This window comes from Serpentinimonas sp. SMBJO2, from assembly GCF_056341105.1.
Genome location: NZ_CP150628.1, coordinates 2,366,700 through 2,392,579 on the forward strand (window position 1 = coordinate 2,366,700; position 25,880 = coordinate 2,392,579).

At 66.1% G+C, this 25,880-nt stretch carries 27 protein-coding genes; 11 read left to right on the plus strand and 16 right to left on the minus strand.

The features are described from left to right. Window positions 1–496: 496 nt before the first annotated feature. From AAAZ40_RS10990 to exaC, 4 genes are all read right to left on the minus strand, one after another. Window positions 497–709 (minus strand): type II toxin-antitoxin system HicB family antitoxin, encoded by a 213-nt coding sequence (locus AAAZ40_RS10990; RefSeq protein WP_476660405.1) that lies wholly within the window; start codon window positions 707–709, stop codon window positions 497–499. 67 nt (window positions 710–776) lie between these two features. Next, on the minus strand, window positions 777–2,159 hold the full coding sequence (gene trhP, locus AAAZ40_RS10995; protein ID WP_476660406.1) for a prephenate-dependent tRNA uridine(34) hydroxylase TrhP: 1,383 nt from the start codon (window positions 2,157–2,159) through the stop codon (window positions 777–779). 91 nt (window positions 2,160–2,250) lie between these two features. Next, window positions 2,251–2,610 (minus strand): DUF779 domain-containing protein, encoded by a 360-nt coding sequence (locus AAAZ40_RS11000; protein ID WP_476660407.1) that lies wholly within the window; start codon window positions 2,608–2,610, stop codon window positions 2,251–2,253. Between the two features lie 14 nt (window positions 2,611–2,624). Continuing rightward, a complete protein-coding gene (gene exaC, locus AAAZ40_RS11005) occupies window positions 2,625–4,145 on the minus strand; it encodes an acetaldehyde dehydrogenase ExaC (RefSeq protein ID WP_476660408.1) in 1,521 nt (506 codons plus the stop codon). Window positions 4,146–4,439: 294 nt separating this feature from the next. Between exaC and AAAZ40_RS11010 the strand changes: the two genes are divergently transcribed. After that, window positions 4,440–6,422 carry a sigma-54-dependent Fis family transcriptional regulator gene (locus AAAZ40_RS11010; RefSeq protein WP_476660409.1) on the plus strand — a complete coding sequence of 661 codons (1,983 nt, stop codon included), beginning with the start codon at window positions 4,440–4,442 and terminating at the stop codon, window positions 6,420–6,422. A gap of 82 nt (window positions 6,423–6,504) precedes the next feature. Here the strand turns inward: AAAZ40_RS11010 and acnB are convergent, their stop codons facing one another. The 4 genes from acnB to AAAZ40_RS11030 are packed head-to-tail and all read right to left on the minus strand — an operon-like array spanning window position 6,505 to window position 11,775. Then, window positions 6,505–9,096, minus strand: a complete 2,592-nt coding sequence (acnB, locus tag AAAZ40_RS11015; protein ID WP_476660410.1) for a bifunctional aconitate hydratase 2/2-methylisocitrate dehydratase — start codon at window positions 9,094–9,096, stop codon at window positions 6,505–6,507. Between the two features lie 39 nt (window positions 9,097–9,135). Then, window positions 9,136–9,693, minus strand: a complete 558-nt coding sequence (locus AAAZ40_RS11020; RefSeq protein ID WP_476660411.1) for a hypothetical protein — start codon at window positions 9,691–9,693, stop codon at window positions 9,136–9,138. A gap of 31 nt (window positions 9,694–9,724) precedes the next feature. After that, entirely contained in the window at window positions 9,725–10,756 is a 1,032-nt protein-coding gene (locus AAAZ40_RS11025) for an HpcH/HpaI aldolase/citrate lyase family protein (RefSeq protein WP_476660412.1), read from the minus strand. Window positions 10,757–10,788: 32 nt separating this feature from the next. Beyond that, window positions 10,789–11,775: a malate dehydrogenase gene (locus tag AAAZ40_RS11030; RefSeq protein WP_476660413.1), complete on the minus strand. Its 987-nt coding sequence runs from the start codon at window positions 11,773–11,775 to the stop codon at window positions 10,789–10,791. A gap of 123 nt (window positions 11,776–11,898) precedes the next feature. Here AAAZ40_RS11030 and AAAZ40_RS11035 point away from each other — a divergent pair, with 123 nt between their 5' ends. The 7 genes from AAAZ40_RS11035 (at window position 11,899) to gltA (ending at window position 17,915) form a co-directional block, all read left to right on the plus strand. Beyond that, window positions 11,899–12,690: a GntR family transcriptional regulator gene (locus AAAZ40_RS11035; RefSeq protein ID WP_476660414.1), complete on the plus strand. Its 792-nt coding sequence runs from the start codon at window positions 11,899–11,901 to the stop codon at window positions 12,688–12,690. A gap of 158 nt (window positions 12,691–12,848) precedes the next feature. Continuing rightward, a complete protein-coding gene (sdhC, locus tag AAAZ40_RS11040) occupies window positions 12,849–13,283 on the plus strand; it encodes a succinate dehydrogenase, cytochrome b556 subunit (RefSeq protein WP_476660415.1) in 435 nt (144 codons plus the stop codon). A 37-nt stretch (window positions 13,284–13,320) separates the two neighbouring features. Further along, entirely contained in the window at window positions 13,321–13,686 is a 366-nt protein-coding gene (gene sdhD / locus AAAZ40_RS11045; protein ID WP_476660416.1) for a succinate dehydrogenase, hydrophobic membrane anchor protein, read from the plus strand. Window positions 13,687–13,689: 3 nt separating this feature from the next. Beyond that, the gene (sdhA, locus tag AAAZ40_RS11050; RefSeq protein WP_476660417.1) at window positions 13,690–15,498 is read left to right on the plus strand and encodes a succinate dehydrogenase flavoprotein subunit; all 1,809 of its coding nucleotides are present in this window, start codon (window positions 13,690–13,692) and stop codon (window positions 15,496–15,498) included. 33 nt (window positions 15,499–15,531) lie between these two features. Next, a complete protein-coding gene (locus tag AAAZ40_RS11055; RefSeq protein WP_476660418.1) occupies window positions 15,532–16,236 on the plus strand; it encodes a succinate dehydrogenase iron-sulfur subunit in 705 nt (234 codons plus the stop codon). Window positions 16,237–16,254: 18 nt separating this feature from the next. Beyond that, on the plus strand, window positions 16,255–16,542 hold the full coding sequence (locus AAAZ40_RS11060; protein WP_476660419.1) for an FAD assembly factor SdhE: 288 nt from the start codon (window positions 16,255–16,257) through the stop codon (window positions 16,540–16,542). A gap of 62 nt (window positions 16,543–16,604) precedes the next feature. Continuing rightward, window positions 16,605–17,915, plus strand: coding sequence for a citrate synthase (gene gltA / locus AAAZ40_RS11065; RefSeq protein WP_476660420.1), 1,311 nt, complete (start codon window positions 16,605–16,607; stop codon window positions 17,913–17,915). 97 nt (window positions 17,916–18,012) lie between these two features. Here gltA and AAAZ40_RS11070 read toward each other — a convergent pair whose 3' ends face one another. Both AAAZ40_RS11070 and AAAZ40_RS11075 read right to left on the minus strand, forming a co-directional pair. Then, window positions 18,013–18,444 carry a putative toxin-antitoxin system toxin component, PIN family gene (locus tag AAAZ40_RS11070; RefSeq protein ID WP_171820294.1) on the minus strand — a complete coding sequence of 144 codons (432 nt, stop codon included), beginning with the start codon at window positions 18,442–18,444 and terminating at the stop codon, window positions 18,013–18,015. Then, complete coding sequence (locus AAAZ40_RS11075; RefSeq protein ID WP_045536203.1) at window positions 18,441–18,665, minus strand: AbrB/MazE/SpoVT family DNA-binding domain-containing protein; 225 nt, start codon at window positions 18,663–18,665, stop codon at window positions 18,441–18,443. The genes AAAZ40_RS11070 and AAAZ40_RS11075 overlap by 4 nt, the downstream gene beginning before the upstream one ends. 128 nt (window positions 18,666–18,793) lie before the next feature. Here AAAZ40_RS11075 and AAAZ40_RS11080 point away from each other — a divergent pair, with 128 nt between their 5' ends. Further along, window positions 18,794–19,090, plus strand: coding sequence for a type II toxin-antitoxin system RelE/ParE family toxin (locus tag AAAZ40_RS11080; protein ID WP_045536205.1), 297 nt, complete (start codon window positions 18,794–18,796; stop codon window positions 19,088–19,090). A gap of 2 nt (window positions 19,091–19,092) precedes the next feature. After that, the gene (locus tag AAAZ40_RS11085) at window positions 19,093–19,395 is read left to right on the plus strand and encodes an addiction module antidote protein (protein ID WP_045536212.1); all 303 of its coding nucleotides are present in this window, start codon (window positions 19,093–19,095) and stop codon (window positions 19,393–19,395) included. Between the two features lie 31 nt (window positions 19,396–19,426). Here AAAZ40_RS11085 and AAAZ40_RS11090 read toward each other — a convergent pair whose 3' ends face one another. From AAAZ40_RS11090 to AAAZ40_RS11105, 4 genes are all read right to left on the minus strand, one after another. After that, entirely contained in the window at window positions 19,427–20,020 is a 594-nt protein-coding gene (locus AAAZ40_RS11090; protein ID WP_052468467.1) for a C39 family peptidase, read from the minus strand. 294 nt (window positions 20,021–20,314) lie between these two features. Next, entirely contained in the window at window positions 20,315–21,187 is an 873-nt protein-coding gene (locus AAAZ40_RS11095) for a hypothetical protein (protein ID WP_231851185.1), read from the minus strand. Window positions 21,188–21,245: 58 nt separating this feature from the next. Next, entirely contained in the window at window positions 21,246–21,806 is a 561-nt protein-coding gene (locus AAAZ40_RS11100; RefSeq protein ID WP_144400310.1) for a hypothetical protein, read from the minus strand. A gap of 152 nt (window positions 21,807–21,958) precedes the next feature. Beyond that, entirely contained in the window at window positions 21,959–22,951 is a 993-nt protein-coding gene (locus AAAZ40_RS11105; RefSeq protein ID WP_052468468.1) for an IS91 family transposase, read from the minus strand. A 334-nt stretch (window positions 22,952–23,285) separates the two neighbouring features. On the opposite strand from AAAZ40_RS11105, the gene AAAZ40_RS11110 reads away from it, so the two are divergent. After that, the gene (locus tag AAAZ40_RS11110; RefSeq protein WP_171820295.1) at window positions 23,286–23,873 is read left to right on the plus strand and encodes a hypothetical protein; all 588 of its coding nucleotides are present in this window, start codon (window positions 23,286–23,288) and stop codon (window positions 23,871–23,873) included. Between the two features lie 84 nt (window positions 23,874–23,957). Here AAAZ40_RS11110 and AAAZ40_RS11115 read toward each other — a convergent pair whose 3' ends face one another. Together AAAZ40_RS11115 and AAAZ40_RS11120 are read right to left on the minus strand one after the other, a co-directional pair. Beyond that, window positions 23,958–24,584, minus strand: a complete 627-nt coding sequence (locus tag AAAZ40_RS11115) for a class I SAM-dependent methyltransferase (RefSeq protein WP_045536216.1) — start codon at window positions 24,582–24,584, stop codon at window positions 23,958–23,960. 19 nt (window positions 24,585–24,603) lie between these two features. After that, on the minus strand, window positions 24,604–25,854 hold the full coding sequence (locus AAAZ40_RS11120; protein WP_082027316.1) for a radical SAM protein: 1,251 nt from the start codon (window positions 25,852–25,854) through the stop codon (window positions 24,604–24,606). Window positions 25,855–25,880: the final 26 nt, after the last annotated feature.

Sequence of the window (25,880 nt, forward strand, 5' to 3'; positions counted from 1 at the left end):
GTTTCCCTAGCTTGGTAAGGTGCATAACATCTACACACCAACCTGCAGTCTGTTGTTTTTCCATGAGTAACTCCTTGCCTGTCGTAGGTGGAACACCTGCCGGGGTGCCTGACGCGCAGCAGCCCAGGCTGCTGGATCAAGTTCGAGCGCGCATCCGGGTGAAGCACTACAGCATCCGCACCGAGGAACAATACGTTTTTTGGACCGTGAACGGGCGCGTGGCGGCTTCGACCCAGAACCAGGCGCTGTCGGCGCTGTTGTTTCTTTATCGCGAGGTGCTGGAAATCCAGTTGCCGTGGCTGGACAACATGACGCGCGCCAAGCCTTCGCAGCGCCTGCCCGTGGTGCTCACCCCCGCCGAGGTGCGCGCCGTGTTGGGCCGTATGGACGGTGTGCATGGCCACTTGCCCGGTGTAGTTGCCACGTTCTTGAAAGCTCGGCGCGGCGCGCTTCGAACTCGGCCACGGAGGAGGTGCCCAAAGCGCTACCGGTTGACTCAGGCATCAACGCACACCAGCTCCCCAACCGAATGCGGCTGCGGCACATGCTGGCCGCGCGCGCGAAGGTCTTCGATGTGCAGCGCTATGGCTTCCTGGATCAGGGAAGCGACTTCTGCCCTCGATTCCGCTGCCGCGACACAGCCTGGAAGATCGGGGACGTAGGCACCAAAACTGTTTGAACCTTGCTCGATGACAACCAAGTACTGCACGTGTGACCTCATTTTTTCAGGTTGGCTTGCTTGAGGATGCCGTTGAGTGTCCCCGGAGGCAACTCGACTACACCGCCGCCCCCAGCAGCCGCGCCAGCAAGGCGCCCTGCACCGGCGCGCCCAGCGGCACAAACACGCGCACCGGGCTGCCTTGGGCCACTTGCACCGGCACGCCGTCGGGGTTGTGCATGGCTTCGAGCTGGACGATGCGGTTGCCGCTGGGGTGGATGACCTCGATCTGGTCGCCGACGGCGAAGCGGTTCTTGGTTTCGACTTCGGCCCAGCCGTCGGCGCGCACGCCCAGCACCTCGCCCACGTAGTGGCTGCGCTGCAGCTGCGAGTGGCCGCTGAGGTAGTTTTGGTAGTCCTGCGCCGGGCGGCGCTCGAGCAGGCCGCCGGTGTAACCGCGGTTGGCCAAGCCCTCGAGCTGCAGCAGCAGGTCGGGGTCGAAGGGGCGGCCGGCCATGGCGTCGTCGATCGCGCGCCGGTACACCTGCGCCGTGCGCGCCACGTAGTACAGGCTCTTGGTGCGGCCCTCGATCTTGAGCGAATCGACGCCGATCTGGCACAGCCGCTGCACGTGCTCGACGGCGCGCAGGTCCTTGCTGTTCATGATGTAGGTGCCGTGCTCGTCTTCCATGATCGGCATCAGCTCGCCGGGGCGGCCTTTTTCTTCGAGCAGATAGACCTGGTCGGCGGCCGGGTGCCGCGGCCCGCTGCCGCAGGTGGCAAACGCGGTTTCGGCCTCGGCGCGGGCTTGGCCAAAATCGAAATCCGACCCCATGCGCGCCAGCGCAATCGCCTCACCCGTGGCCGGGTCGGCTTGCGCCGCCTGGGTGCCGTACTCCCAGCGGCAGGCGTTGGTGCAGGTGCCCTGGTTGGGGTCGCGGCGGTTGAAGTAGCCGCTCAGCAGGCAGCGGCCCGAATACGCGATGCACAGCGCGCCGTGTACGAACACCTCGAGCTCGACGTCGGGGCACTCGTTGCGGATGGCCTCGACTTCGTCCAGGCTCAGTTCGCGGCTCAGGATGATGCGCGTCACGCCCACCCGCTGCCAGAACTTGACCGCGGCCCAATTGGTGCTGTTGGCCTGCACCGACAGATGAATCGGCACCTCGGGCCATTTTTCGCGCACCTGCATGATCAGGCCGGCGTCGGCCATGATGAGCGCGTCGGGCTTGAGCGCGATGATGGGCTCGATGTCGCGCAGGTAGGTGCGCACCTTGTCGTTGTGCGCGATCAGGTTGCTGGTGACGAAAAGCTTTTTGCCACGCGCGCGCGCCTCGGCCATGCCTTGCGCGAGTTGCTCGAGGCGAAATTCGTTGTTGCGCGCGCGCAGGCTGTAGCGCGGCTGGCCGGCATAGACGGCGTCGGCGCCGAAGTCGAAGGCGGCGCGCATTTTGTCCAGCGAGCCGGCCGGCAGCAGCAGTTCAGGGGCTTTGAGGGTCATGGGGGCGTATTTTCGGCGCTTTCGCTATTCCCTGCTGCGCGCCGCCCTGCCCGGCCCAGGCGCCCTGGGCCCGCCCCCCGCCCTGCCGCGCCTAAGGCTCCAGGGCCGCCAGCTCTTCGTCGCTGAACACGCGCGAACGGGTGTGGAAGGCGCGCCCCAGCGGCCCTTCGAGCGAGAAGGTGCCGCCCGTGCCCTCGATCACGTCGATGATCAGCTGGGTGTGCTTCCACGTCTGGTACTGGGTCGTGCTGATGTAAAACGGGCAGCCGCCGATGTCGCCCAGGTGCACATCGCCGGCCCCGATGGTGAGTTCGCCCAGCAGGTAGCAGTTGGCGGCGCTGTTGTCGCAGCAGCCGCCCGACTGGTGAAACATCAGCCCCGGCCCGTGCAGGACCTTGAGTTGCTCGATCAGCTCCAGCGCGGCTGGGGTGGCGATCACTTTGTCTACCATGGCGGGCTCCCGAATCAGAAAAACCCCAGCTTGTGTTCGCTGTAGCTAACCAGCAGGTTCTTGGTCTGCTGGTAGTGGTCGAGCATGACCTTGTGCGTCTCGCGCCCGATGCCGGACTCCTTGTAGCCGCCAAAGGCGGCGTGCGCCGGGTAGGCGTGGTAGCAGTTGGTCCACACGCGGCCGGCCTTGATGGCGCGGCCCATGCGGTAGGCGACGTTGCCGTTGCGGCTCCAAACCCCGGCACCCAGGCCGTAGAGGGTGTCGTTGGCAATGGCCAGCGCCTCGGCCTCGTCCTTGAAGGTGGTCACGGCCAGCACCGGGCCGAAGATTTCTTCCTGGAAGATGCGCATCTTGTTGTGGCCCTTGAACAGCGTCGGCTGCACGTAATAGCCGCCGGCCAGCTCGCCGCTCATCTGCGCCTGCGCGCCGCCGATCAGCACCTGCGCACCCTCTTGCCGCCCCAGATCGAGGTAGCTGGTGATCTTGGTCAGTTGCTCTTTCGAGGCTTGGGCGCCCAGCATGGTCTCGGTGTCGAGCGGGTTGCCCTGCTTGATCGCCGCCACGCGCTCGAGGCAGCGCTCCATGAACGCGTCGTAGATCGATTCGTGGATCAGGGCGCGCGAGGGGCAGGTGCAGACCTCCCCCTGGTTGAAGGCAAACAGCACCAGCCCCTCGATCGCCTTGTCCAGAAAAGCGTCGTCGTGCGCCATGACGTCGGCAAAGAAGATGTTGGGCGATTTGCCGCCGAGCTCGAGCGTGGCTGGAATCAGGTTGTTGGCCGCCGCCTGCGCGATCACGCGCCCGGTGCTGGTGGAGCCGGTGAAGGCGATTTTGGCGATGCGCTTGCTCTGCGCCAGCGGCAGGCCAGCCTCGCGCCCGTAGCCGTTGACGATGTTGAGCACACCCGGCGGCAACAAATCGGCAATCAGCCCGGCCAAAATCAGGATCGAGACCGGGGTCGATTCGGCTGGCTTGAGCACCACGCAGTTGCCCGCCGCCAGCGCCGGCGCCAGCTTCCAGGCCGCCATCAGAATGGGGAAGTTCCACGGGATGATCTGCCCGACCACACCCAGCGGCTCGTGCATGTGATAAGCCACGGTCTGAGCATCGATCTCGCTGATGGCGCCCTCTTGCGCGCGGATGCAACCGGCGAAGTAGCGGAAATGGTCCACCGCCAGCGGGATGTCGGCGTTGAGCGTCTCGCGCATCGGTTTGCCGTTGTCCACGGTTTCGGCGTAGGCCAGCAGCTCCAGGTTGCTCTCGATGCGATCGGCGATCTTGAGCAAAATGTTTGCGCGTTCGGTCACCGAGGTTTGGCCCCAGGCGTCGGCGGCGGCGTGGGCGGCGTCGAGGGCGCGCTCGATGTCGCGGGCGTTGGAGCGCGCCACCCGGGTATAGACCTTGCCGCTGATGGGCGTGATGACGTCGAAATATTGGCCGTCGGCCGGGGCGGTCCATTTGCCGCCGATGAAGTTGTCGTACTGCGGCTGGTAGGCGATTTTGGCGCCGGCGCTGCCGGGGGCTGCGTAGATCATCTGCTGTCTCCTGTGTGAGTGGTGGATTGCCAAACCATTGCCGTGGTGGCGATGATCCCTATCCAAGTTTCGTGCCAACCCGGATTTATTTGCCAAGCCATTGATTGGATTGCGTTCACCAGCGCCACAGCGGCTCGCAGCGGCGGCCCTGCACGCATGGCGCCTGTTCCAGAACGCGACACCTGTCACAAAACGGGACAGGGGGTGGCGCAACCGCGCAATAAACCTTGCGCCTGCCCCGGCCAGTGCCTATACTGGCACCCAAACCTTCAAAAGCAGCGCCCAGGAGACGACATGCGCGCACCATCGCAGGCCTTGGCTCTGCGCACTTGCCGACAACATTTGCTGGAACACGGGGTCTGCCCGCCCGGTGCCTTGGGCGAGCGGTTGGCGCGCTCGTGGCAGCGCAGCCTGGCCGCGGGCCTGCTGCCCGTGGCGCGTGCCTTGCCCGACCCCCTGGACCAAACGCAGTTGCGCGACTTGCGCGCCCGCCAGCACGAGCTGCTGGCGCATGCGCTGCCGACGATGGAGTATCTGTACGAGCAAGTGCGGCTGGCACGAGGCATGGTGATTCTGGCCGATGCCAATGGCACCGTGCTGCACACCTTGGGCGAGGGCCGGTTTTTGAGCAAGGCCGAACGCGTGGCGCTGTCGGCCGGGGCCACGTGGCACGAAACGCAGCGCGGCACCAACGCCATCGGCACCGCCTTGGCCGAGGGCGAGGCGGTCGAAATCCAAGGTGCCCAGCACTACCTGGAGCACAACGCTTTCCTGAGCTGCGCCGCCGCCCCGATTGCCTCTGGCACCGGGCGCCTGCTCGGGGTGCTCGACATCTCGGCCGAACACGGGCGCTGGAACCCCTACAGCCTGGGGCTGGTCGACACCGCCGCGCGCAACGTCGAAAACCGCCTGCTCTGCGCCCTGCACCCGGGCCAGACGCGGCTGCACCTGCACCCGCGCGCCGAGGGCATCGGCTCGCTGGGCGAAGGCATTGTGATCGTCGCCGACGACGGCTGCCTGATCGCTGCCAACCGCAGCGCCTGCGCCTGGCTGCAGCTCGAGGCCCGGCCAATGGGCACGCCGCCGACCCGGCTCGAGCAGTGGCTGCCGCTCGATCTGGCGCAGCTGCACGCCCTGCACCACCGCCAACCGCAGCAAGCCCTGGCGCTGCGGCTGCACGATGGACGCACCCTGTATGGCCAGTTGCACCCCGGTGCGGCAGCACTGGGCCTGCGGTCGCCGGCGCGGCCGCAGGCAGCGAGGCCGGCCGCGCCGCAGGCCCCGAATGCCGCATCGGCAGGCTTGCCCGGTGGACCGGCCCACGCACCCACCGACGCCCTGGCCCGCCTCGACAGCGGCGACAGCGGCTGGCGCAGCGCCTGCGCCAAGGTGCGCCGCATCCTCGACAAACCGATCCCGCTGTTGATTCAGGGCGAATCCGGCGTCGGCAAAGAGTGGCTGGCGCGCGCCGCCCACGCCAGCGGGCCCCGGCGCGAACGGCCGTTCGTGGCCCTCAACTGCGCCGCCTTGCCCGAGGGGCTGATCGAGGCCGAGCTGTTTGGCCATGCCCCCGGCGCCTTCACCGGTGCCCGGCGCGAGGGCCGCACCGGGCTGCTGCGCCAAGCCCACGGCGGCACCCTGCTGCTGGACGAAATCGGCGACATGCCGCTGGCCACCCAGACCCGGTTGCTGCGCGTGCTGCAGGAGCGCGAAGTCACGCCGCTGGGCTCCCACAAGGCCGAGCCGCTGGATTTTTTTCTGATCAGTGCCAGCCACCGGCCGCTGCGGCTCGAGGTCGAGGCCGGCCGCTTTCGCGCCGATCTGTACTGGCGCATCAACGGCCTGACGGTCGAGTTGCCGCCGCTGCGCCAGCGCAGCGATTTCGAGGCCCTGAGCGCCACCCTGCTGCAAGGCATCGAGCCCAACCGCACCCTGGCACTGAGCGCGGCGCTGCTGCAGGCCTTCAAACAGTACCCATGGCCGGGCAACCTGCGCCAGTACGCCAATGTGCTGCGCACCGCCTGCGCCATGCTGGAGCCGCACGAGCACACGCTCGATTGGCCCCACCTGCCCGACGACCTGCGCGCCGAGATGCAAGCCAGCCCGGCCACCGCACCCGCCACCCTGGGCCCGCTGCTTCACAGCCTGATCCAGCTCGAACAGGCTGCCGTGCAGCAGGCGCTGCAAAACAGCCACGGCAACGTGGCCCAAGCCGCGCGCACGCTGGGCATCAGCCGCCAGACCCTGTACCGCAAGCTGCAGGGCTTGCGCGGCTGAGCACCGCGCAAGCCACTCCCAAGGCACTCGAGCCCTCAGGGTGCGGGCGCGGGCCCCACAGGTGGGCCCGCGCTGGCGGTTTTCAGACCGTCACTTCCCTGGCCGCCTCGGCGTATTCCTCGATCTGGTCGAAGTTCATGTATTTGTAGATCGCGGCGCCGTCCTGGTTGACCACACCCATGGCCGCGTGGTATTCGGCCACGGTGGGGATGCGGCCCAGCTTGGAGGCGATGGCGGCCAGTTCGGCCGAGGCCAGAAAGACGTTGGTGTTCTTGCCCAGCCGGTTGGGGAAGTTGCGCGTGCTGGTCGAGATCACCGTGGCACCCTCACGCACCTGCGCCTGGTTGCCCATGCACAGGCTGCAACCGGGCATTTCGGTGCGCGCGCCGGCGGCGCCGAAGTTGGCGTAGTGGCCTTCCTTCATCAGCTCGCTGGCGTCCATCTTGGTGGGCGGGGCCACCCAGAGCTTGACCGGGATGTCGCGCTGGCCACCGAGCAGCTTGGCCGCGGCGCGGAAGTGCCCGATGTTGGTCATGCACGAGCCGATGAAGGCCTCGTCGATCGGGGTGCCGGCCACGTCCGAGAGCACTTTGGCGTCGTCCGGGTCGTTGGGGCAGCACAGGATCGGCTCGGTGATTTCGGCCAGATCGATCTCGATCACGGCGGCGTATTCGGCGTCGGCGTCGGCGCGCAGCAGCTTGGGCTGCTCGAGCCACTGCTGCACGCGCTCGATGCGCCGCGCCAGCGTCTTGGCGTCCTGGTAGCCGTCGGCGATCATGTTCTTCATCAGCACGATGTTGCTGTTGAGGTATTCGATCACCGGCTCGGGGTTGAGCTGGATCGTGCAGCCCGCGGCCGAACGCTCGGCGCTGGCATCCGACAACTCGAACGCCTGCTCCACCTTCAGGTCGGGCAAGCCTTCGATTTCGAGGATGCGGCCCGAAAAGATGTTTTTCTTGCCCGATTTGGCCACCGTCAGCAGCCCGGCCTTGATGGCGTAGAGCGGAATCGCGTGCACCAGGTCGCGCAGCGTCACGCCCGGCTGCATCTGGCCCTTGAAGCGCACCAGCACGCTTTCGGGCATGTCCAGCGGCATCACGCCAGTGGCGGCGCCAAAGGCCACCAGCCCCGAGCCGGCCGGGAAGCTGATGCCGATCGGGAAGCGCGTGTGCGAGTCGCCGCCGGTGCCCACGGTGTCGGGCAGCAGCAGGCGATTCAACCAGCTATGAATCACGCCGTCGCCGGGGCGCAGCGCCACGCCGCCGCGGCTGCTGATGAAGGGCGGCAGTTCGCGGTGCATTTTGGCGTCCACCGGTTTCGGGTAGGCCGCCGTGTGGCAGAAGGATTGCATCACCAGGTCGGCGCTGAAGCCCAGGCAGGCGAGGTCCTTGAGCTCGTCGCGCGTCATCGGGCCGGTGGTGTCCTGGCTGCCGACGGTGGTCATGTGCGGTTCGCAGTAGGTGCCGGGGCGTATGCCCTGGCCTTCGGGCAGGCCGCAGGCGCGGCCCACCATTTTCTGCGCCAGCGTGTAGCCCTTGCCCGTGTCCTGGGGCGCGACCGGCAGGCGGAACACGGTCGAGGCCGGCAGGCCCAGGCACTCGCGCGCCTTGGCGGTGAGCGAGCGCCCGATGATCAGGTTGATGCGGCCGCCAGCACGCACTTCGTCCAGCAGCACCTGGCTCTTGAGCTGGAACTCGGCCACCACGGCGCCGTTCTTCTCGATCTTGCCCGCGTAGGGGTAGATGTCGATCACGTCGCCCATCTGGAAGGCGCTGACGTCGACTTCGATCGGCAGCGAGCCCGAGTCTTCTTGCGTGTTGAAAAAGATCGGGGCGATCTTGCCGCCCAGCGTCACGCCGCCAAAGCGCTTGTTGGGCACGAAGGGGATGTCTTGCCCGGTGGCCCAGACCACCGAGTTGGTGGCCGACTTGCGGCTCGAGCCGGTGCCCACCACGTCACCCACGTAGGCCACCAGGTGGCCCTTGCGCTTGAGGTCTTCGATGAACTGCATCGGGCCGCGCTTGCCGTCTTCTTCGGGCTTGAAGGCGGCGTCGGGGCGCGTGTTTTTCAGCATCGCCAGGTAGTGCAGCGGGATGTCGGGGCGGCTCCAGGCGTCGGGCGCGGGCGAGAGGTCGTCGGTGTTGGTCTCGCCCGGCACCTTGAACACAGTAACGGTGATTTTCTGTGGCACTTCGGGGCGGCTGGTGAACCACTCGGCCGCGGCCCAGCTTTGCATCACCGCCTGGGCGTGGGCGTTGCCGGCCTTGGCCTTGGTGGCCACGTCGTTGAAGAAATCAAACATCAGCAGCGTCTTTTTGAGCGCTGCGGCGGCCACGGGTGCCACCTCGGGGTCGTCGAGCAGCTCGATCAGCGGGTGCACGTTGTAGCCGCCCACCATGGTGCCCAGCAGTTCGGTGGCCTTGGCGTTGGAGATCAGGGCCACGCGCTCATCGCCATGCGCCACGGCGGCCAGGAAGCTGGCCTTGACCTTGGCGGCGTCGTCCACACCCGGCGGCACGCGGTGCGTGAGCAGGTCGAGCAGGAACTCGGCTTCGCCCGCAGGCGGGTTTTTGATCAGCTCGATCAGCTCGGACACCTGTTTGGCGTCCAGCGGCAGCGGCGGGATACCGAGCGCGGCGCGTTCGGCGGCGTGTAGGCGGTAGGCTTGCAACATGGCGGGGGCTCCAGTAAAAGAAGGATTGATACCAAGGGTTCATTGGCCGGCTGGCCGCTGCGCGATGCCGAGCAGGTCGGGGCCGGGGTTGCGCAGCATGGCGGCGGCCACCGCCTGCTGCAGCGCGTTGCTGCAGTCGTCGAGCAGGCGCCGGTTCGGGCGCTGGCCGAGCAGCATGGATTTGTTGGCGAGCTGGATCCAGACCGCACCCTGGGCGCGGTCTTCGAGCCGGATGGCACCGGTGCTGGTCTCGACCGGGCGCAGCAGGTAGCGCTGCCCCCCACTTTGCAGCACGAAGTGGCCCGCGGCTTGCGGGGCGGCCTCGATGCGCACGCTGCGGCCGTGCGAGCAGGTCTTGCTGCCCACGTGCACCAGCGCCGCCGTGGCCAGTTCGCGCTCGCTCAACGGGGTGTCGGCCGGGGTGCCGGCCTGCACCGTGGGCACGCTGCGGCTGCCTTGGGCCAGCGCGGGTTGGCTCATGGCCAGCGCCGCGGCGATCAGCCCAATCCCGCACCGCGCCCTCGACCATGACAGCAGCCGGTTGCGCGCGCGATTGCTCGGCGCACGCGACGAGCCTGGGGTAGCGATGGTGGGCATGGCGGGCTCCTGCTGAACAAATGGGCAGTGGCTACAAGGGCGCAGCGCAGGGGCGTGCCCGCGACTCGGGCGCAGGCGCTGCGAACAACGGTTGCAAACCGGCATCGAGAGCCGCGCCGGCTTGCTGCGCGCGCTCCAGTATCTGCCAATAGTAGCGGTAACTGGCGCGGTCGTGCAATTGACCCCGGTGCGCGATCGGCGCCCAATCGGCCGCCAGCGCCGCCAGGATGATCGCCGTGGCGCGCTCGACCTCGTCGGTGGGCGGGGCAAAGGCTTGCAGGATGGGCTCGATCTGCTGCGGGTGGATGCTCCACATGCGGCTGTAGCCAAACTCGCGCGCCGCCGCGAGCGCGGCCTGGCGCAGCGCGGGCAGGTCGTCGATCTCGGTCACCACGCAGTGCGACGGCACCTTGCCGTGGGCGTGGCAGGCGCTGGCGATCTCGAGCTTGGCGCGGCGCACCAGCGGGTGGCTGAACTGGCCCGGCCACCCCATCGCAGTCGCCGGAATCGCGCCGCCGTGGGCCGAAACAAAATCCATCAGGCCAAAGCTGATGGATTCGACCCGCGCCTGCGCCGCAACCTCAAAGGCGCGCTGCAGCGCCAGCGGCGACTCGATCAGCACATGCACCGGCAGGGCCGCGCCGCCAGCGGCATCCACCGCCTGCAAGGCACGCTGCACATCGGCCACGCCTTCGACCTTGGGCAGCATCAGGTAGGCCAGCCGATCATGCGCCTGCCCGACGATGGACTCGACCTCGGCCTCGAAGGCCGCGTGCCCGACCGGGTGCACCCGCACCCCGACGCGCGGCGGCACCGGCGCCGCCAGGTCGAGGCCCTGCAGCAGCTCGACCACCAACGCCGCGTGCTCGGCCTCGCCGCCTACCGGGGCGCCGTCTTCGCAGTCGAGCGTGACGTCGAACACGCAGCGGCCGTGGCGCTGGCTGTATTCGGCTTGCAGCGCCAGGCTCTTGCGCATGCGCGCCGGCACGCCACTGTAATGGTCACACACCGGCAGCAGGCGCTGGCCGGCTTGCGGGCCCAACAACAGGTCGCGTGGATGCATGGAGCGCTGCCGCCCGTATTGCCGCCAGTGGCTTACAGCAGATGGCGCACGCCGTCTTGCTCACCCTGCAGCTCGGCCAGCGTCTTGTTGATGCACTCCTGGCTGAAGGCGTCGATGGGCAGCCCTGGCACGATCTGGTAGTCGCCGCCCGAGCACGTGACGGGGTAGCCGAACACCACGTCTTTGGGGATGCCGTATTCGCCATTGGAAGGCACGCCCATGGTCACCCAGGCGCCGTCGGTGCCCAGCGCCCAATCGCGCATGTGGTCGATGGCCGCGTTGGCCGCCGAGGCCGCCGACGACAGGCCGCGCGCCTCGATGATCGCCGCGCCGCGCTTGCCCACGGTGGGCAGGAACACGTCCTTGTTCCAGACCTGGTCGTTGATCAGCTCTTTGACCGAGGCGCCGTCGATGGTGGCAAAGCGGTAGTCGGCGTACATGGTCGGGCTGTGGTTGCCCCACACCGCCAGGCTTTTGATCGAGGCCACTGGCTTGCCGGTTTTGGCTGCCAGTTGGCTCAGGGCGCGGTTGTGGTCCAGGCGCAGCATGGCGGTGAAGTTGCGCGCCGGCAGCTCGGGGGCCGACTTCATGGCGATGTAGGCGTTGGTGTTGGCTGGGTTGCCCACCACCAGCACCTTCACGTTGCGCGCAGCGGCTTCGTTGAGCGCCCGGCCCTGGGCGGTGAAGATCTGGGCGTTGGCCGCCAGCAAGTCGGCGCGCTCCATGCCCGGGCCGCGTGGGCGCGCGCCCACCAGCAGCGCATAGTCGGTGTCCTTGAAGGCCGCCTTGGCCTCGCTGTGCGCCTCCATGCCAGCCAGCAGCGGGAAGGCGCAGTCGTCGAGCTCCATCATCACGCCCTTGAGCGCTTTCTGGGCTTTTTCGTCGGGGATTTCGAGCAGCTGCAGGATCACGGGCTGGTCCTTGCCCAGCATTTCACCGGAAGCGATGCGAAACAGCAGGGCATAACCAATCTGGCCAGCGGCACCGGTGACGGCCACGCGAACGGGCTTCTTGCTCATGAATACACTCCAAAATAATGCACAGGTTGAAAAAAAGCGCTCGATCCGGCAAGTGTACCCCGACTTGCCCTGGGCGTCAATTTGTCTTATGTCTTATATAAGATAAACTCGGGCAGACACACCATGAACACCGACCTCAGCCCCCTCGCCGCCCCGAGCCCCGCCCCCGAACCGGCCGGGCCGCAGGTTGCGCCCGCCTTCAGCCCGCTGTACCAGCAAATCAAGGCGTTGCTGCTGCGCAGCCTTCAAGGCGGCGAGTGGAAGCCGGGCGAACCGATCCCGAGCGAGGTCGAACTGGCCACCCGCTTTCGCGTCAGCCAGGGCACGGTGCGCAAAGCCATCGACGAGTTGGCCGCCGAAAACCTGCTGCTGCGGCGCCAAGGCAAGGGCACCTTCGTGGCCACCCACGCCGAGCAGCGCACCCAGTTTCGCTTTCTGCGCCTGCACCCCGACCGTGGCCATCTGGACCCCAGCGGCCCGGCGCAGCGGCGCATCCTCGCGTGCCAGCGGCTGCGCGCACCGGCCGACGTCGGGCTGGCCTTGGGCCTGCGCGCCGGCGACAGCGTGGTGCAGGTGCAGCGCGTGCTGTCGTTTCAAGACGTGCCCACCATTCTGGAGCAGCTCTGGCTGCCCGGCGACCCCTTCAAGGGCCTCACGCTCAAGGTGCTGACCGAGCACCAAGGCCCCATGTACGCCCTGTTCGAAAGCGAATTCGGCGTGCGCATGGTGCGCGCCGACGAGCGCATCAAGGCCGTGGCGGCCGACGCCGAGGCCGCAGCCGGCCTGGCGCTGGCGCCGGGCACGCCGCTGCTCAGCGTCGAGCGGCTGGCCTACACCTACCACGACCAGCCCATGGAGCTGCGCCGGGGCCTGTACCGCACCGAACACCACCACTACCGCAACCAACTTAGCTAGTCCCAAAGATAACCATAGACCCGCTGCGCAGATGCTGCGTTGCAATAGAATCCGAAAGAGATGCGTCAGGGTTTTCGTGCACATTCAGGCCCAGCCGCTGCATCGAATACCCTCCCGACTGCACCCGCCCACCTCCCTCACCACAGGTTCTTCACACCATGGCTGAATCGCGCACCACACCGCGGCCCGAGTTTCGCAACATCCACGCCCTGACCGACCTGCCCAGTTACCGCTTGCCCGCTGCGGGCTGGGTCTCGATCCTGCACCGCATCAGCGGCCTGCTGATGTTTCTGCTGCTGCCCTTCATCGTCTGGATGTTCGACGCCTCGCTCTCGTCCGAGCTGTCGTTTGGCGTCTTTGCCTCGGCCTTCACGGCCGGCATCGGCTTCGTGCCCGCCTGGTGCGTCAAGCTGGTGGTGCTGGGGCTGATCTGGGCCTTCCTGCACCACCTGTTGGCCGGTCTGCGCCACCTCTACATGGATGCCACCCACAGCGTGGACAAAGCCTTTGGCAAGTCCTCGGCCGTGGCCACCCTGGTGCTCAGCCTGGCCCTCACGGCCGCGCTCGGCGCCAAGCTGTTTGGCCTGTATTGATTCACCCCCACCACAAAGCCCCCAGGAGCAGATGAAAATGCCCGTCAACCACGGTTCCCGGCGCGTCGTCAGCGGCGCCCACTACGGCTTGCGCGACTGGCTGATGCAGCGCATCAGCGCCGCCCTCATGGCTTTGTTCACCCTGCTGCTGCTGGCGCAACTGCTGCTGGTCAGCGGCCCCATCGGCTACGAGGTCTGGGCTGGCATCTTTGCCCAAACGTGGATGAAGTTCCTCACCTACGCCCTGATCGTCGCCCTGATCTGGCACGCTTGGGTGGGCGTGCGCGACATCTGGATGGATTACATCAAACCGGCCGGCTTGCGGCTGGCCCTGCATGTGTTCACGCTCGTCTGGCTGGTGGGCTGCGCCGGCTGGGCCTTCCAAGTGCTCTGGAGACTTTGATTCATGACTGCCCTCACATCCTCTTTGCCCAAGCGCCGCTTCGACGTCATCATCATCGGCGCCGGTGGCTCTGGCATGCGCGCCTCGCTGCAACTGGCGCGCGCCGGGCTCAACGTGGCGGTATTGAGCAAGGTTTTCCCCACGCGCTCGCACACCGTGGCGGCGCAGGGCGGCATCGGCGCCTCGCTGGGCAACATGAGCGAGGACAACTGGCACTACCACTTCTACGACACCGTCAAGGGTTCCGACTGGCTCGGCGACCAGGACGCGATCGAGTTCATGTGCCGCGAAGCGCCCAAGGTGGTCTATGAGCTCGAGCACTTCGGCATGCCCTTCGACCGCAACCCCGACGGCACCATCTACCAGCGCCCCTTCGGCGGCCACACCGCCAACTACGGCGAAAAACCGGTGCAGCGCGCCTGCGCCGCCGCCGACCGCACCGGCCACGCCATGCTGCACACGCTGTACCAGCAAAACGTGGCCGCGCGCACCACTTTCTTTGTGGAGTGGATGGCGCTGGATCTGGTGCGCAACGCCGCCGGCGACGTGCTGGGCGTGACCGCACTCGAGATGGAAACCGGCGACACCTACCTGCTGCAAGCCAAGACCACGCTGCTGGCCACTGGCGGCGCCGGGCGCATTTTTGCCGCCTCCACCAACGCCTTCATCAACACCGGCGACGGGCTGGGCATGGCGGCGCGTGCCGGCATCCCGCTGCAAGACATGGAGTTCTGGCAGTTTCACCCCACCGGCGTGGCCGGCGCCGGCGTGCTGCTCACCGAAGGCTGCCGCGGCGAAGGCGCGATTCTGCGCAACTGCAACGGCGAGCGCTTCATGGAGCGCTACGCGCCCACGCTCAAAGACCTGGCCCCGCGCGACTTCGTCAGCCGCTGCATGGACCAGGAAATCAAGGAAGGCCGCGGCTGCGGCCCCAACAAGGACTACATCAACCTCGACATGACGCACCTCGGGGGCGACACCATCCTCAAGCGCCTGCCCTCGGTGTTCGAGATCGGCCACAACTTCGCCAACGTCGACATCACCAAGGAGCCCATTCCGGTGGTGCCCACGATCCACTACCAGATGGGCGGCATCCCGACCAACATCCACGGCCAGGTGGTGGTGCCCGACGCCGCCGGCGGCCAAAAAGTGCTGCCGGGGCTGTACGCGGTGGGCGAATGCGCCTGCGTCAGCGTACACGGTGCCAACCGGCTGGGCACCAACTCGCTGCTCGATCTGCTGGTGTTTGGCCGCGCCGCCGGCAACCACATCGTCGCCAACCTGGAGCGCAAGGCCGAATTCCCGGACCTGCCGCGCGACGCCGCCGACCCGTCGCTGGCCCGCCTGGCCCGGTTCGATGCCTGCACCGAGGGCGAATACGCCCAGGTGGTGGCCGACGACCTGCGCGCCACCATGCAGCAGCACGCCGGGGTGTTTCGCACCCAGGCCAGCATGAACGAGGGCGTGGGCAAAGTCGCCGCCTTGCGCCAGCGCGTGCAAGCCATCGGCCTCAAGGACAAGTCCAAGGTCTTCAACACCGCGCGCATCGAGGCGCTGGAAGTGGAAAACCTGATCGAAGCCGCGCAAGCCACCATGACCTCGGCCGCCGCGCGCACCGAATGCCGTGGCGCCCACACCGTGAACGACTACGAGCGCGCCGCCGACGACGCCGAGCACCCGCTGGGCCGCAACGACCGCGACTGGATGAAGCACACCCTGTGGCACAGCGCCGGCAACGCGCTCAGCTACAAGCCGGTCAACCTCAAGCCCCTCACGGTGGCTTCGGTTGCGCCCAAAGTCCGCACCTTCTAAAGCCGCCGACGCACGCCCCCGGAGCACCCGATCATGGCCCTACGCACCTTCAAAATCTACCGCTACGACCCCGAGCGCGACGCCAAGCCCTACATGCAGACCCTGCAGGTGGAGCTCAGCGGGCACGAGCGCATGCTGCTCGATGCGCTCATGAAGCTCAAACAGGTGGACCCCACGCTCTCGTTCCGCCGCTCCTGCCGCGAAGGCGTGTGCGGCTCCGACGCCATGAACATCAACGGCAAGAACGGCCTGGCCTGCCTGACCAACATGAACACGCTCAAGGGCGAAATCGTGCTCAAGCCCCTGCCGGGGCTGCCGGTGGTGCGCGACCTGATCGTGGACATGACGCAGTTCTTCCAGCAGTACCACAGCATCAAGCCCTACCTGGTCAACACCAGCCAGCCGCCCGAGACCGAGCGCCTGCAATCGCCCGAGGAGCGCGACGAGCTCAACGGCCTGTACGAGTGCATCCTCTGCGCCTCGTGCTCCACCAGTTGCCCGAGCTTCTGGTGGAACCCGGACAAGTTCGTCGGCCCAGCCGGCCTGCTGCAAGCCTACCGCTTCTTGGCCGACAGCCGCGACCAGGCCACCACCGAGCGCCTCGACAACCTCGAAGACCCGTACCGGCTGTTCCGCTGCCACACCATCATGAACTGCGTCGACGTCTGCCCCAAGAGCCTGAACCCTACCAAGGCCATCGGCAAGATCAAGGAGATGATGGTGCGCCGCGCCATCTGAGTTTCAGACCCACCGACCATGTCCGCCCCCGACCACGCCCCCATCGACGAGCGCGCGCTCAGCAGGCTGCGCTGGCGCTGTCGGCGTGGTCTGCTTGAAAACGACCTGCTGCTGGAGCGGTTTTTTGCCCGCATGGGCGACCGCATCAGCGTGAGCCAAGAGCGCGCCCTGTTGGCGCTCATGGACTTATCCGACCCCGATCTGCTCGATCTGCTGCTGGCGCGCAAGCCCCCCGGCCCCGAGCACCGCAGCGCCGACATCCTCGAGATGCTGCAACAGTTGCGCCCCACGGCGCAGCCGGTCTAGCCCGCTGCCTGCCCTCGGTTTCAGCCCCTTTTTTACTCCCCCACTTCTCATAAGGATGCAGCATGAAACTCGCTGACCACAAAGCCACCCTGTCCTTCAGCAACGGCGCGCCGAGCATGGAGCTGCCTGTCTATGCCGGCACCATCGGCCCCGACGTGATCGACATCCGCAAGCTCTATGGCCAGACCGGGATGTTCACCTACGACCCCGGCTTCCTCTCGACCGCCTCGTGCCAGTCGGCCATCACCTACATCGACGGCGACAAGGGCGAACTGCTCTACCGCGGCTACCCGATCGAGCAGCTCGCCACCCAGTGCGACTACCTCGACACCTGCTACCTGCTGCTCAACGGCGAGCTGCCCAACGAGGCCGAGCGCAACGACTTCCACAAGCGCGTGATCAACCACACCATGGTGCACGAGCAGATGCAGTTCTTCCTGCGCGGCTTTCGGCGCGACGCGCACCCCATGGCCGTGCTCACCGGCCTGATCGGTGCCCTGTCGGCCTTCTACCACGACAGCACCGACATCAACAACCCCGAACACCGGCGCATTTCGGCCATCCGCCTGATCGCCAAAATGCCGACCCTGGTGGCCATGGCCTACAAGTACGGCGTCGGCCAGCCCTACATGTACCCGCGCAACGACCTGTCGTACGCCGGCAACTTCCTGCGCATGATGTTTGGCACCCCGTGCGACGACTACGTCGTCAACCCGGTGCTGGAGCGCGCGCTCGATCGCATCTTCATCCTGCACGCCGACCACGAGCAAAACGCCTCCACCTCCACCGTGCGCCTGTGCGGCAGCTCGGGCACCAACCCCTTTGCCGCCATTGCCGCAGGGGTCGCCTGCCTGTGGGGCCCGGCGCACGGCGGCGCCAACGAGGCCGCGCTCAACATGCTCGAAGACATTCAACGCAACGGCGGCGTGGAAAAAATCGGCGACTTCATCCACCAGGTCAAGGACAAGAACTCGGGCGTCAAGCTGATGGGTTTTGGCCACCGCGTCTATAAAAACTACGACCCGCGCGCCAAGCTCATGCAGGAAACCTGCAACGAGGTGCTGGGCGAACTCGGCCTGGATAACGACCCGCTGTTCAAGCTCGCCAAGGCGCTGGAAAAAATCGCCCTCGAAGACGACTACTTCGTGCAGCGCAAGCTCTACCCCAACGTCGATTTCTATTCCGGCATCGTGCAGCGCGCCATCGGCATCCCGGTCAGCCTGTTCACCGGCATCTTCGCGCTGGCACGCACCGTGGGCTGGATCGCGCAACTGAACGAAATGCTGGCCGACCCAGAGTACAAAATCGGCCGCCCGCGCCAGCTGTTCACCGGCTCGACCCGGCGCGACGTGCCCACGCTCGGGCAGCGCTGAACGTGGCCAGACGGAAGGAGGGTGCGCAGCGAAAAGCGTGCGGGTGCAGTGCTTGATTGCATGCCCTGACGCCATCTCTGCTATCCCCTTCCCTCTGCTACCCCCTCCCCGCTCCGATCCAGTCAGCGAATTGCGCAACGGTCAGGATGGGAATGTGAAATTGCTCCCGAACGGCCTGAATGTCGGCGTCGCCACTGACCAGCGCATCGGCTTGGCCGACGGCAGCCAGCACCAAAAAGACGCTGTCGTCTGCGTCGCGGATGTCGGGTAGGCCGTCCGGCATGGTGTCGATCTTGACGGTCTCGACGTAGGGCAAGAACTCGGCCAGCAGCGTTTCTTGCTCGTCGCGGGTCAGCTTGAACTTGGGGTAGGCGAGCACCCGCAGCAACTCGCTGACCGTGTCGTGACTGGCCAAAGCGACAAAGCGTTTGGCCTGCCAGGCTTGCCGCAACCAAGCGCAGTTGCCGCGCGCAAAGATCAGGGCCGAGACCAGGCAGTTGGTGTCGAGGACTACGCGCGGCACGCTCATGCGCGCTTTCTCGCCCAAGCGATCGCGTCAGCCACATCGTCCGGCGCGATGCCAAGTTCCTGCAGCTTGGCCCGTACCGCGTCCGCTTGCTGCATGCGCACCGGTGTCAGCACGATCTTGCCGTTCTGAACCGTGACGTCGTAGTAGTCCGCCTCACCCGCCGTCTGGACGATGGCCTTGGGCAGGGTGACCTGGTTCTTGCTCGTGCGCTTGGCCAGCATGACAGCCCCTCTGAAAGTAATGAAGTAAGGAATAACATTCTAGCAGCCCGTCGGACTTACCGGGTTCAAATTCTCTCCAGAACGCAGTATCCTTGCTTTATCGTAGTTTTTAGACTACAATCGCTGGCATGATCGAGCTCAAGCAGACCGAAACCTTCTGCAAATGGTTTGCCAAGCTCCGGGATGAGCGGGCGACAACGGCCATTTCCTTGCGCTTGGCGCGGCTGGCCTACGGACACACTGGCGACGCCGAGCCGGTAGGTAACGGTGTCAGCGAGCTTCGCATCCACTACGGCCCCGGCTACCGGGTGTATTTCCAACGGCGCGGTGACACGATCTACTTGCTGCTCTGCGGGGGTGACAAGAAATCGCAGGCCCGCGACATCAAGACTGCGCTGCGCCTAGCTGATGAATGGAGCGAGTGACCATGAGCAAAAAACTGACCACCTTCGACCCCGCCGAGCATCTGAAATCCGACCAGGCCATCGCCGACTTCATGGCCGGTGCGCTCGAGACCAACGACCCCGGTTTCATCGCCCACGCGCTGGGCATCGTGGCCCGCGCCAAGGGTATGGCGCAGATCGCCAGCCAGACCGGGCTGTCGCGCGAACAGCTCTACCGCTCGTTTAGCGCCGAAGGCAACCCGACGCTGCGCACGACGCTGGCCGTGATGAAGGCGCTCGGCATTGAGCTGTCGGCAAAACCTGCCGCCCCTGCCGCCGTTCGTTGACGCGCAGACCCCGCAGCACAGCCCCTACCCCTCAAGGCAGGGCCCGAAACCCCAGTTGCTGGCGTGCTGGCGCGCTCTGGCGCTGCGGCGTGTGGGTGAAAAAATCGCCCGCTGCGCTGATGCCATCACGCAGCGGCAAAATGGCCATAAACTTGCCCGCCAGCTCGGGTTGGGGGCGGCCGGCGCGGGTCTGCCACATCTGCTCAAACTGCTCGCGGCTGAAGCTGCGGTTGCCCAGCGAGGGGTCGGCCAGCCAGACCGTGTGTTCATCGATGCCGCGGATGACCGAAAAATGCTCGCTGCGCCGGTGGTGCAGATAGACCACCACCGGCATGCGCAAACGGCTCAACTGCGCCCAGTCGGCTGCCAGACCCTGGCCCCGAAACCCAAACTGCGGCAGCACCCGCGCCATATCGGCAAAGCTGGCCATGCCGTCGCCTTGGTCGAGCGCCTGGAGGATTTGGGCCTCGGTCAAGTTCTGGCCGTAGAACGCATTGAGCAGCGTTGCCAGCGAGGCCGCGCCGCAGGAATAATCGAGGTCTTGCTTGACGATGCGCGCGTCGCGCAGCGACTTCCAACTGCGCACCGGCACGAACCCGGCGGCACTGTGGGTGTGCAGCAGCACCCCTTCGGGGCTGGGCTGTCAGGGCGGGGGGCTGGCGGGCGGCTGCGCCCAAGCAGCAGCCCACAGCAGTGCCGCGCCCAAGGCCAAAATGGCCTTTAGGGCTACAACGAAACGCTTAAAAACACCCGGTCTCGCCACCTGAGGTGCTCGGCCATTGGTGCAGGCAAGAGGGGCGCTAAGGCCCGTACCCAGCAAACACCGCTTCAGTTTCGTCATGGCAATCTCCCTGTGCGCTTCAATGGCCCTGATCCTGCCTCAAGCAGCGCCCGCAGCCCTCGTGGGGGTGTGCTGCGCTTACTGCGCCATGGCGCCCGGCGCAAACAGCAGGAAAATCGCGGCCCCGATCAGTCCGGTGGCCAACATCGCCGGCAGCAGCGACAGCGCGATGCCGCCGATGCAGTAGCCCAGGCTGGCTTTGGGGATGGCCCCCGAGAGCGCGTTGGCACCGACCCAGACCGCGTACAGCCACAGCGGCAGCGTGAGCAGATACGGCACACCGACGGCCACCAAGACCGCACCGAGCACGTTGGACACCAGCCAGGACGCCGCCATGAGGTTGAACAAGTCGCCCTGCCCGTCCCAGCGCGCACCCCGGCGCAGCCACCAGCGCAGCACCGCGTGGATGATCAGGAATGCGACCCAAACCGACAGCAGCATGGACACCAGCGCCAGCGCCAAGGGCATCCCGGGCATCCCGGGCATCCCGGGCATCTCGGGCGTGCCGGCGCGCAAGGCCGGATCGAGCCCAACCAGCAGGCCGATCAGGCTGATGCCCGCCAGCGCCTGCCAGCGCGGGAAGGCAAAACGCTCAAAGGGCAGAGCGCGCAGGAGGAAGAGGGAGAGGGCGGTCTTGACAACTCCCGCACTGCATCCGCGCACATTGCCCCCTTCGGCGAGCAGAGTTCCATCCGGCGAAATGATGAGGTCGTAGGTTCCCGATAGGCCTTTGCCATTATCGATCATGCCGATGACTCTCAGATTACCTGAATGAGCGTCATCACGAACAACCTCGACCTCTGTTTGATAAAAGTTTTGACCATTCGGATCGCCTTGTGAATCGGTCTCAGGTTGCTGATTACCGACTCGCTGGCTGAGTTCGGCGTATGGCATCAAGCGATACTTTGCCAATTTACCTCTGAGGATAAGCAACAGTTCGTCTTTATTCATTTCCATTTCCCTGTAGCCCCGGAGTTCAACATCATATCGACCCCGGGTTCAGCCATCTTTACGGCCTGAAGAACGGTGTATTCGGAAGCGGGATTCGGAAAGCGCCGCCAGAGCCGGAGACGCCAGGGCGCCATGCATTGAATTGAATATGAGGGAGCCTCCCTAAACTGCCGAAGGAATGGTGCGCTGAATGATGTGCAATTCTAACTGCGGCAAAACGTCCTGCATGAAGAACGATCGGCGCGAACCATAGGAACGCCCCCTTGGTCTCCTCCATCTCCTGCGGCGACAGCACGGCCACCCGCAGCGGCTCGTGGCCGGGCACGAACAGCGCTTGCATGTCGGCCGCACTGAAGGGCTCCGGTGGCGTCAGCGCCAGCACGGCAGGCAGCTCGGGCAGCTCTGCCGGCAGGGTGCCTGCCACCGCCTGCGCGGGCAATTCTGCCTGCGCGGGCGGTGCGTGCAGCTCAGCCACGAGCTCAGCTACCGCTACCGCCTGCACCGGCTGCAGCGCCAGCGCGCTCGGCGCTTCTGCGCCCAAGCCCTCAGCCGCCAGCGCCGGCCCCGCCAACATCCCAGTGGCCGCCAAGGCCAACAGTGTTTGCTTCATCCGCATCATGATATACTCCAGTTGCGTTTCGATGACAAAACCCGCCTCGGTCTCACCCGAGGCACTCTTTGGCCTTGCGTCAACAAGGCCAAAACCTTTGTGGCGTGCGCTGCCTGCAGCGCACGCCCACAATTTTTTTCCCTTCCGCAGCCCCTCGCATCTCAGCCCCCGGTCGCCCGGCGGTTGCCGCTGCGCGCTGCGCCCTGGAAGGGAAAATAGGGGTCAGACCACGTTTTCCCTCGCACGGCCGCGTGCAGGCTGAACCCGTCGATGTCGGCGCACAGGGGCTGGCGCGATGTGGCCTCCTGCGGCATCGCACCTCGCAGAGTCAGCATCTTCTGCCCGGCGCGGGGCCCGAAGGCGATGCGGTAAGTGATGGCCGCAGCCTGCAGTGGTCGCAGGGTGCGTGCCTCGTCACCGTCGCCATCGGGCTCGGCCAGGTAGGTCTGGCCCATGTCCTCGACCAGCACGCCCCGGCGCGTGAGCATCTTCATCAGCCGGGCGATGATGGTCTGCAGCAGCGCGTGCAGTTCGTCTTCGGTGGGCACACCCGCCTCGATGAAGCTGGGCGCGCCGTCGGCGCCGCACCGGTACACGCCGTCCAGCACCAGGCCGTGAAGGTGGATGTTGAGGTTGGCCGCAGAGCCAAAGCGCTGGATCAGCGTGACGGCGCCGCCGTGGCCTTCGGCGGCCTTCAGCCCGGCGCGGTCCAGCAAATGGCGCGTGACCACGCGCTGCACCACCTGCAGCACCGGCGTGACCAGCTCGGGCTGCGCGGCCAGCAGCAGGCGCAGCGGGATCGGCAGCGACAGCACCCACTGCCGCACCGGCACATGCGGGATGACGTGATCCACCCGCTGCGCCGAGGTCTGCGACATGCGCCGCGCGCCGCATGAGGGGCAGAACCCGCGCCGCTTGCAGCTGAAGGCCAGCAGCTTGTCGTGGCCGCACTCCCCGCAGCGCAGCCTCAGAAAGCCGTGGGCCAGGATGCCGCACTCGAGGAAGGCATCGAACTCGCCCTTGATGAACTGCGGCAACTGCCATCCGGTGCTGGCTTCGGTGTGCGCGATGAAGCTGGCCGCGTGCTGCTGCACCAGGCGGTACAGCGTGGTCTGCTCGGGGCGGTGGCGCTCGTAGTGGACCGGGGGTGCCATCGGGCGCCCTCTGGGGCTGTCGGCCGACGGCTTGCACGCATGGCTCCCGAGGGTGGTGACCTCGGACGGTCTTAAGCCGCGCACGGCGTCGCAATCGCCCTGCCAGGCGCCTACCTGCGGGTGCCTACTTCCAGGTACCGTAAGCGTGGTGAAGCGCGCCCGCCCGGGCGCGGTGACTTGCTCAGGCTGGGGGCGGCGTGTGAAGTGCCGGAGAGCGCTGCGCGTCGCGCCATTGCCGTGATGTGCGAGGCGGCACAAGGTCTGGACAAGGCGCTGGATGACGCTGGGGTGAGAAGGGCCACGCGCAGGGTCATCGCGGCGGCGGTTGCGGGCAATGTGGCGCGTTGCCTGGGCGGTGGGCCTGGTGCTCTCGCGCCAGCGCCAGATGCTGGACTGCAACGGCGATCTGCTGGCCATATTCGGCGCCACGCGCGAGCAGATCATCGCAGCACTCGTTCGAAGTCCTCTACCCCACGGCCTGCCCGCCGTCGAGCAGCGCGAGCGTGCTGTCCCACACGCGCGCCCAGATCGGCTCGTGCACGCCGTAGCGCGGCCAGATCGTGCAGTTGGTGAAGCCGATCTTCCAGACGCGCGGCTGCTCGCCGGCGGCGATGCGGCGGCGGTCGATCTCGGCGGCGACGCGTGCGATGGCGGCGTCGTCGATCAGCACGGCTTCACGAATCGCGACATCCGATCCCGACTGACAGGCACACGCTGGCTACGTGCGTGCGCCGATGACCCGAAGAACGCCAGCGCCAAGGTCGGCCGATGCTTCCGACGCCTGCATGCCCACGGACTGATCGCCAAGATCCCGCGCACCAGGCGCTGGCGGGTCACCGACTACGGGCGCAAGGTCATGGGCACGACGATGTACCTGCGCGAGCACCACTTCCAGAACGTCTACGCCGCTGTCGTGCACTGAACATCTTCGCAGGAAACAAGGAACTCACAGCAAAAGAGTCTATACCCGGGGCGCGCCGTTGCGTAGTGTGTGCAACTTTCGTTCTCACATCTTGTAGCCGATGGCGTAGAAGATGCTGATGGAGGCATCCCCGCCACCGCAGGACGATGTGGAATTGCAGGTTTCCCCGACGCAGTCCACGCGCACCTGTTCCAGCCCCGCATCGCGGTACCACTTCGCGATGTCCCCGCGATCGAAGCCCATCCACCGGTCGTTGTGCTCGGTGCGCAGGTATTCGTGCTCGTGGGCGTCCAGGTCCGTGATGACGAGCGCGCCACCCTTCTTGAGCTTTTGCGCAGCGTGGTGGATCGCGACGGCGGGGTGCTCGACATGGTGCAGGTACATGTTGGCGAACACATAGTCGAGGCTGTTGTCCTCGATGGGTAGCGACTCGGATTCGCCGACCTCGCATTGCAGGGCGGGGTTGCCGCCCATCTTTTTCCTGAGTTCGTCCAGCATCGATGGCGATTCATCGATGGCGATGACCCGGGCACCGTGCTGGAGCAGTGCTTCGGTGATGAAGCCCGTCCCCGCACCCAGATCGGCGGCAACGGCCCCGGGCTTGATTTCCGCCACGGTGAGCGCCTTGCGCCTCACGTTCTCGGAGAAGAAACCCTTGCGCATGGTGTCCCATTCGGTTGCTACGTCTTCGAAGTAGTTCTTGCTGCCCATGGCATGCTCCTTTGAGTGATTAACCTTTGATGCAGCAACGCTTGCGGCTCACGCTGGCGTCGCTCTTGTCGATGGAGAGGTAGATGGCGTCGGTCTGAGGGTCGGCGTGTTGCCACTCGTAGTAGCTACCCATGTCGATCTTCGACAGTTTCTGCACCTCGGTCAGGGCCAGCAGGGGCGAGCCCTTGTAGAGCAGCAGCCGTGTGGTGCGCTGCATTTCGTCGAACATGTCCGTCATGCCCGCGTCGGCCAGAAAGCGGTCGAGCCTGCCAAAGTCGTCCTTCGTGGTCCACGGGTTGAAGGTGATGAAGGTCGGTCGCACCCGCGCACCGGTGCCTTTGAGGATGGCCAGGCCTTGCTGCATGTCGGCCACGCTCATTCCCTTGTTGACGGCTTCCAGCACCGCGTCGTCGGGGAACTCGCATGCCGTGGTGAACTCCACGCAGCCCAGCTCTCTCAGTTCATGCACCGCAGCTTCGTAGCGGATGACGTCATCGAGCCGCACCGTCACATCGAAGGGCATGCCGGGATGCCGGGATGCCATGGCGCGGACGATCTGCAGGCCCCGCTGGCCGGTGCTGAAGAAATCCGCATCGACGAAAGTGATGTGCTCCGCGCCCAGGGCCACGACCCGATCGATGTCCATGTCGATAGCCACGGGCTCATGCTTGACCACCCGGCGCTCGTACGCAGCATACACGGAGCAGTAGGAGCAAGGATGGGCACAGCCCCGCATGGTCTCGATGTTGCCCACGACGAGACCGTTCTTGCGGGCATAGAGGTCCAGCGCCGGCAGGCCGCTGCGGTCCGGCGGCAGGTCGGACACCCGCTTGAGGCACTTGGCCGGCTTGGGCGAGCGCCCGTCCCACAAATGGGCCACCTCATCCAGTCCGTCGTCCTCGGCAAGCCGTTGGGCGATATCGCACAGCACCGGCTCATATTCGCCCAGCACCACACGGCAATCCTCGTCCAGAATGAATGTTTCCGGCTGCACCGTGGCATATTGATTATAGAAGATGATTGGCCCCCGAAAACCTTTCTTTCGAATGGTCAGGGCTTCCCGGATGGTGGGCTGTATGGCGGCGAAGATGGGAACGGAAAAGGCCACCGCATCGGCGCCCTCCCAGTTCAGCGGCATGTCCTGAAAACGGTCCACGACGTCCACGGCATGTCCCGCCTGCCTGATATGGGCCGCAGGGGAGGCCAGTCCGAGGGGCTGAAAGTCACCTTCGTCCAGGGAAACAAGCACCATTTTGACGGCAGAATTCATCGGTATTTCTCCAGTGTCACGCCAAT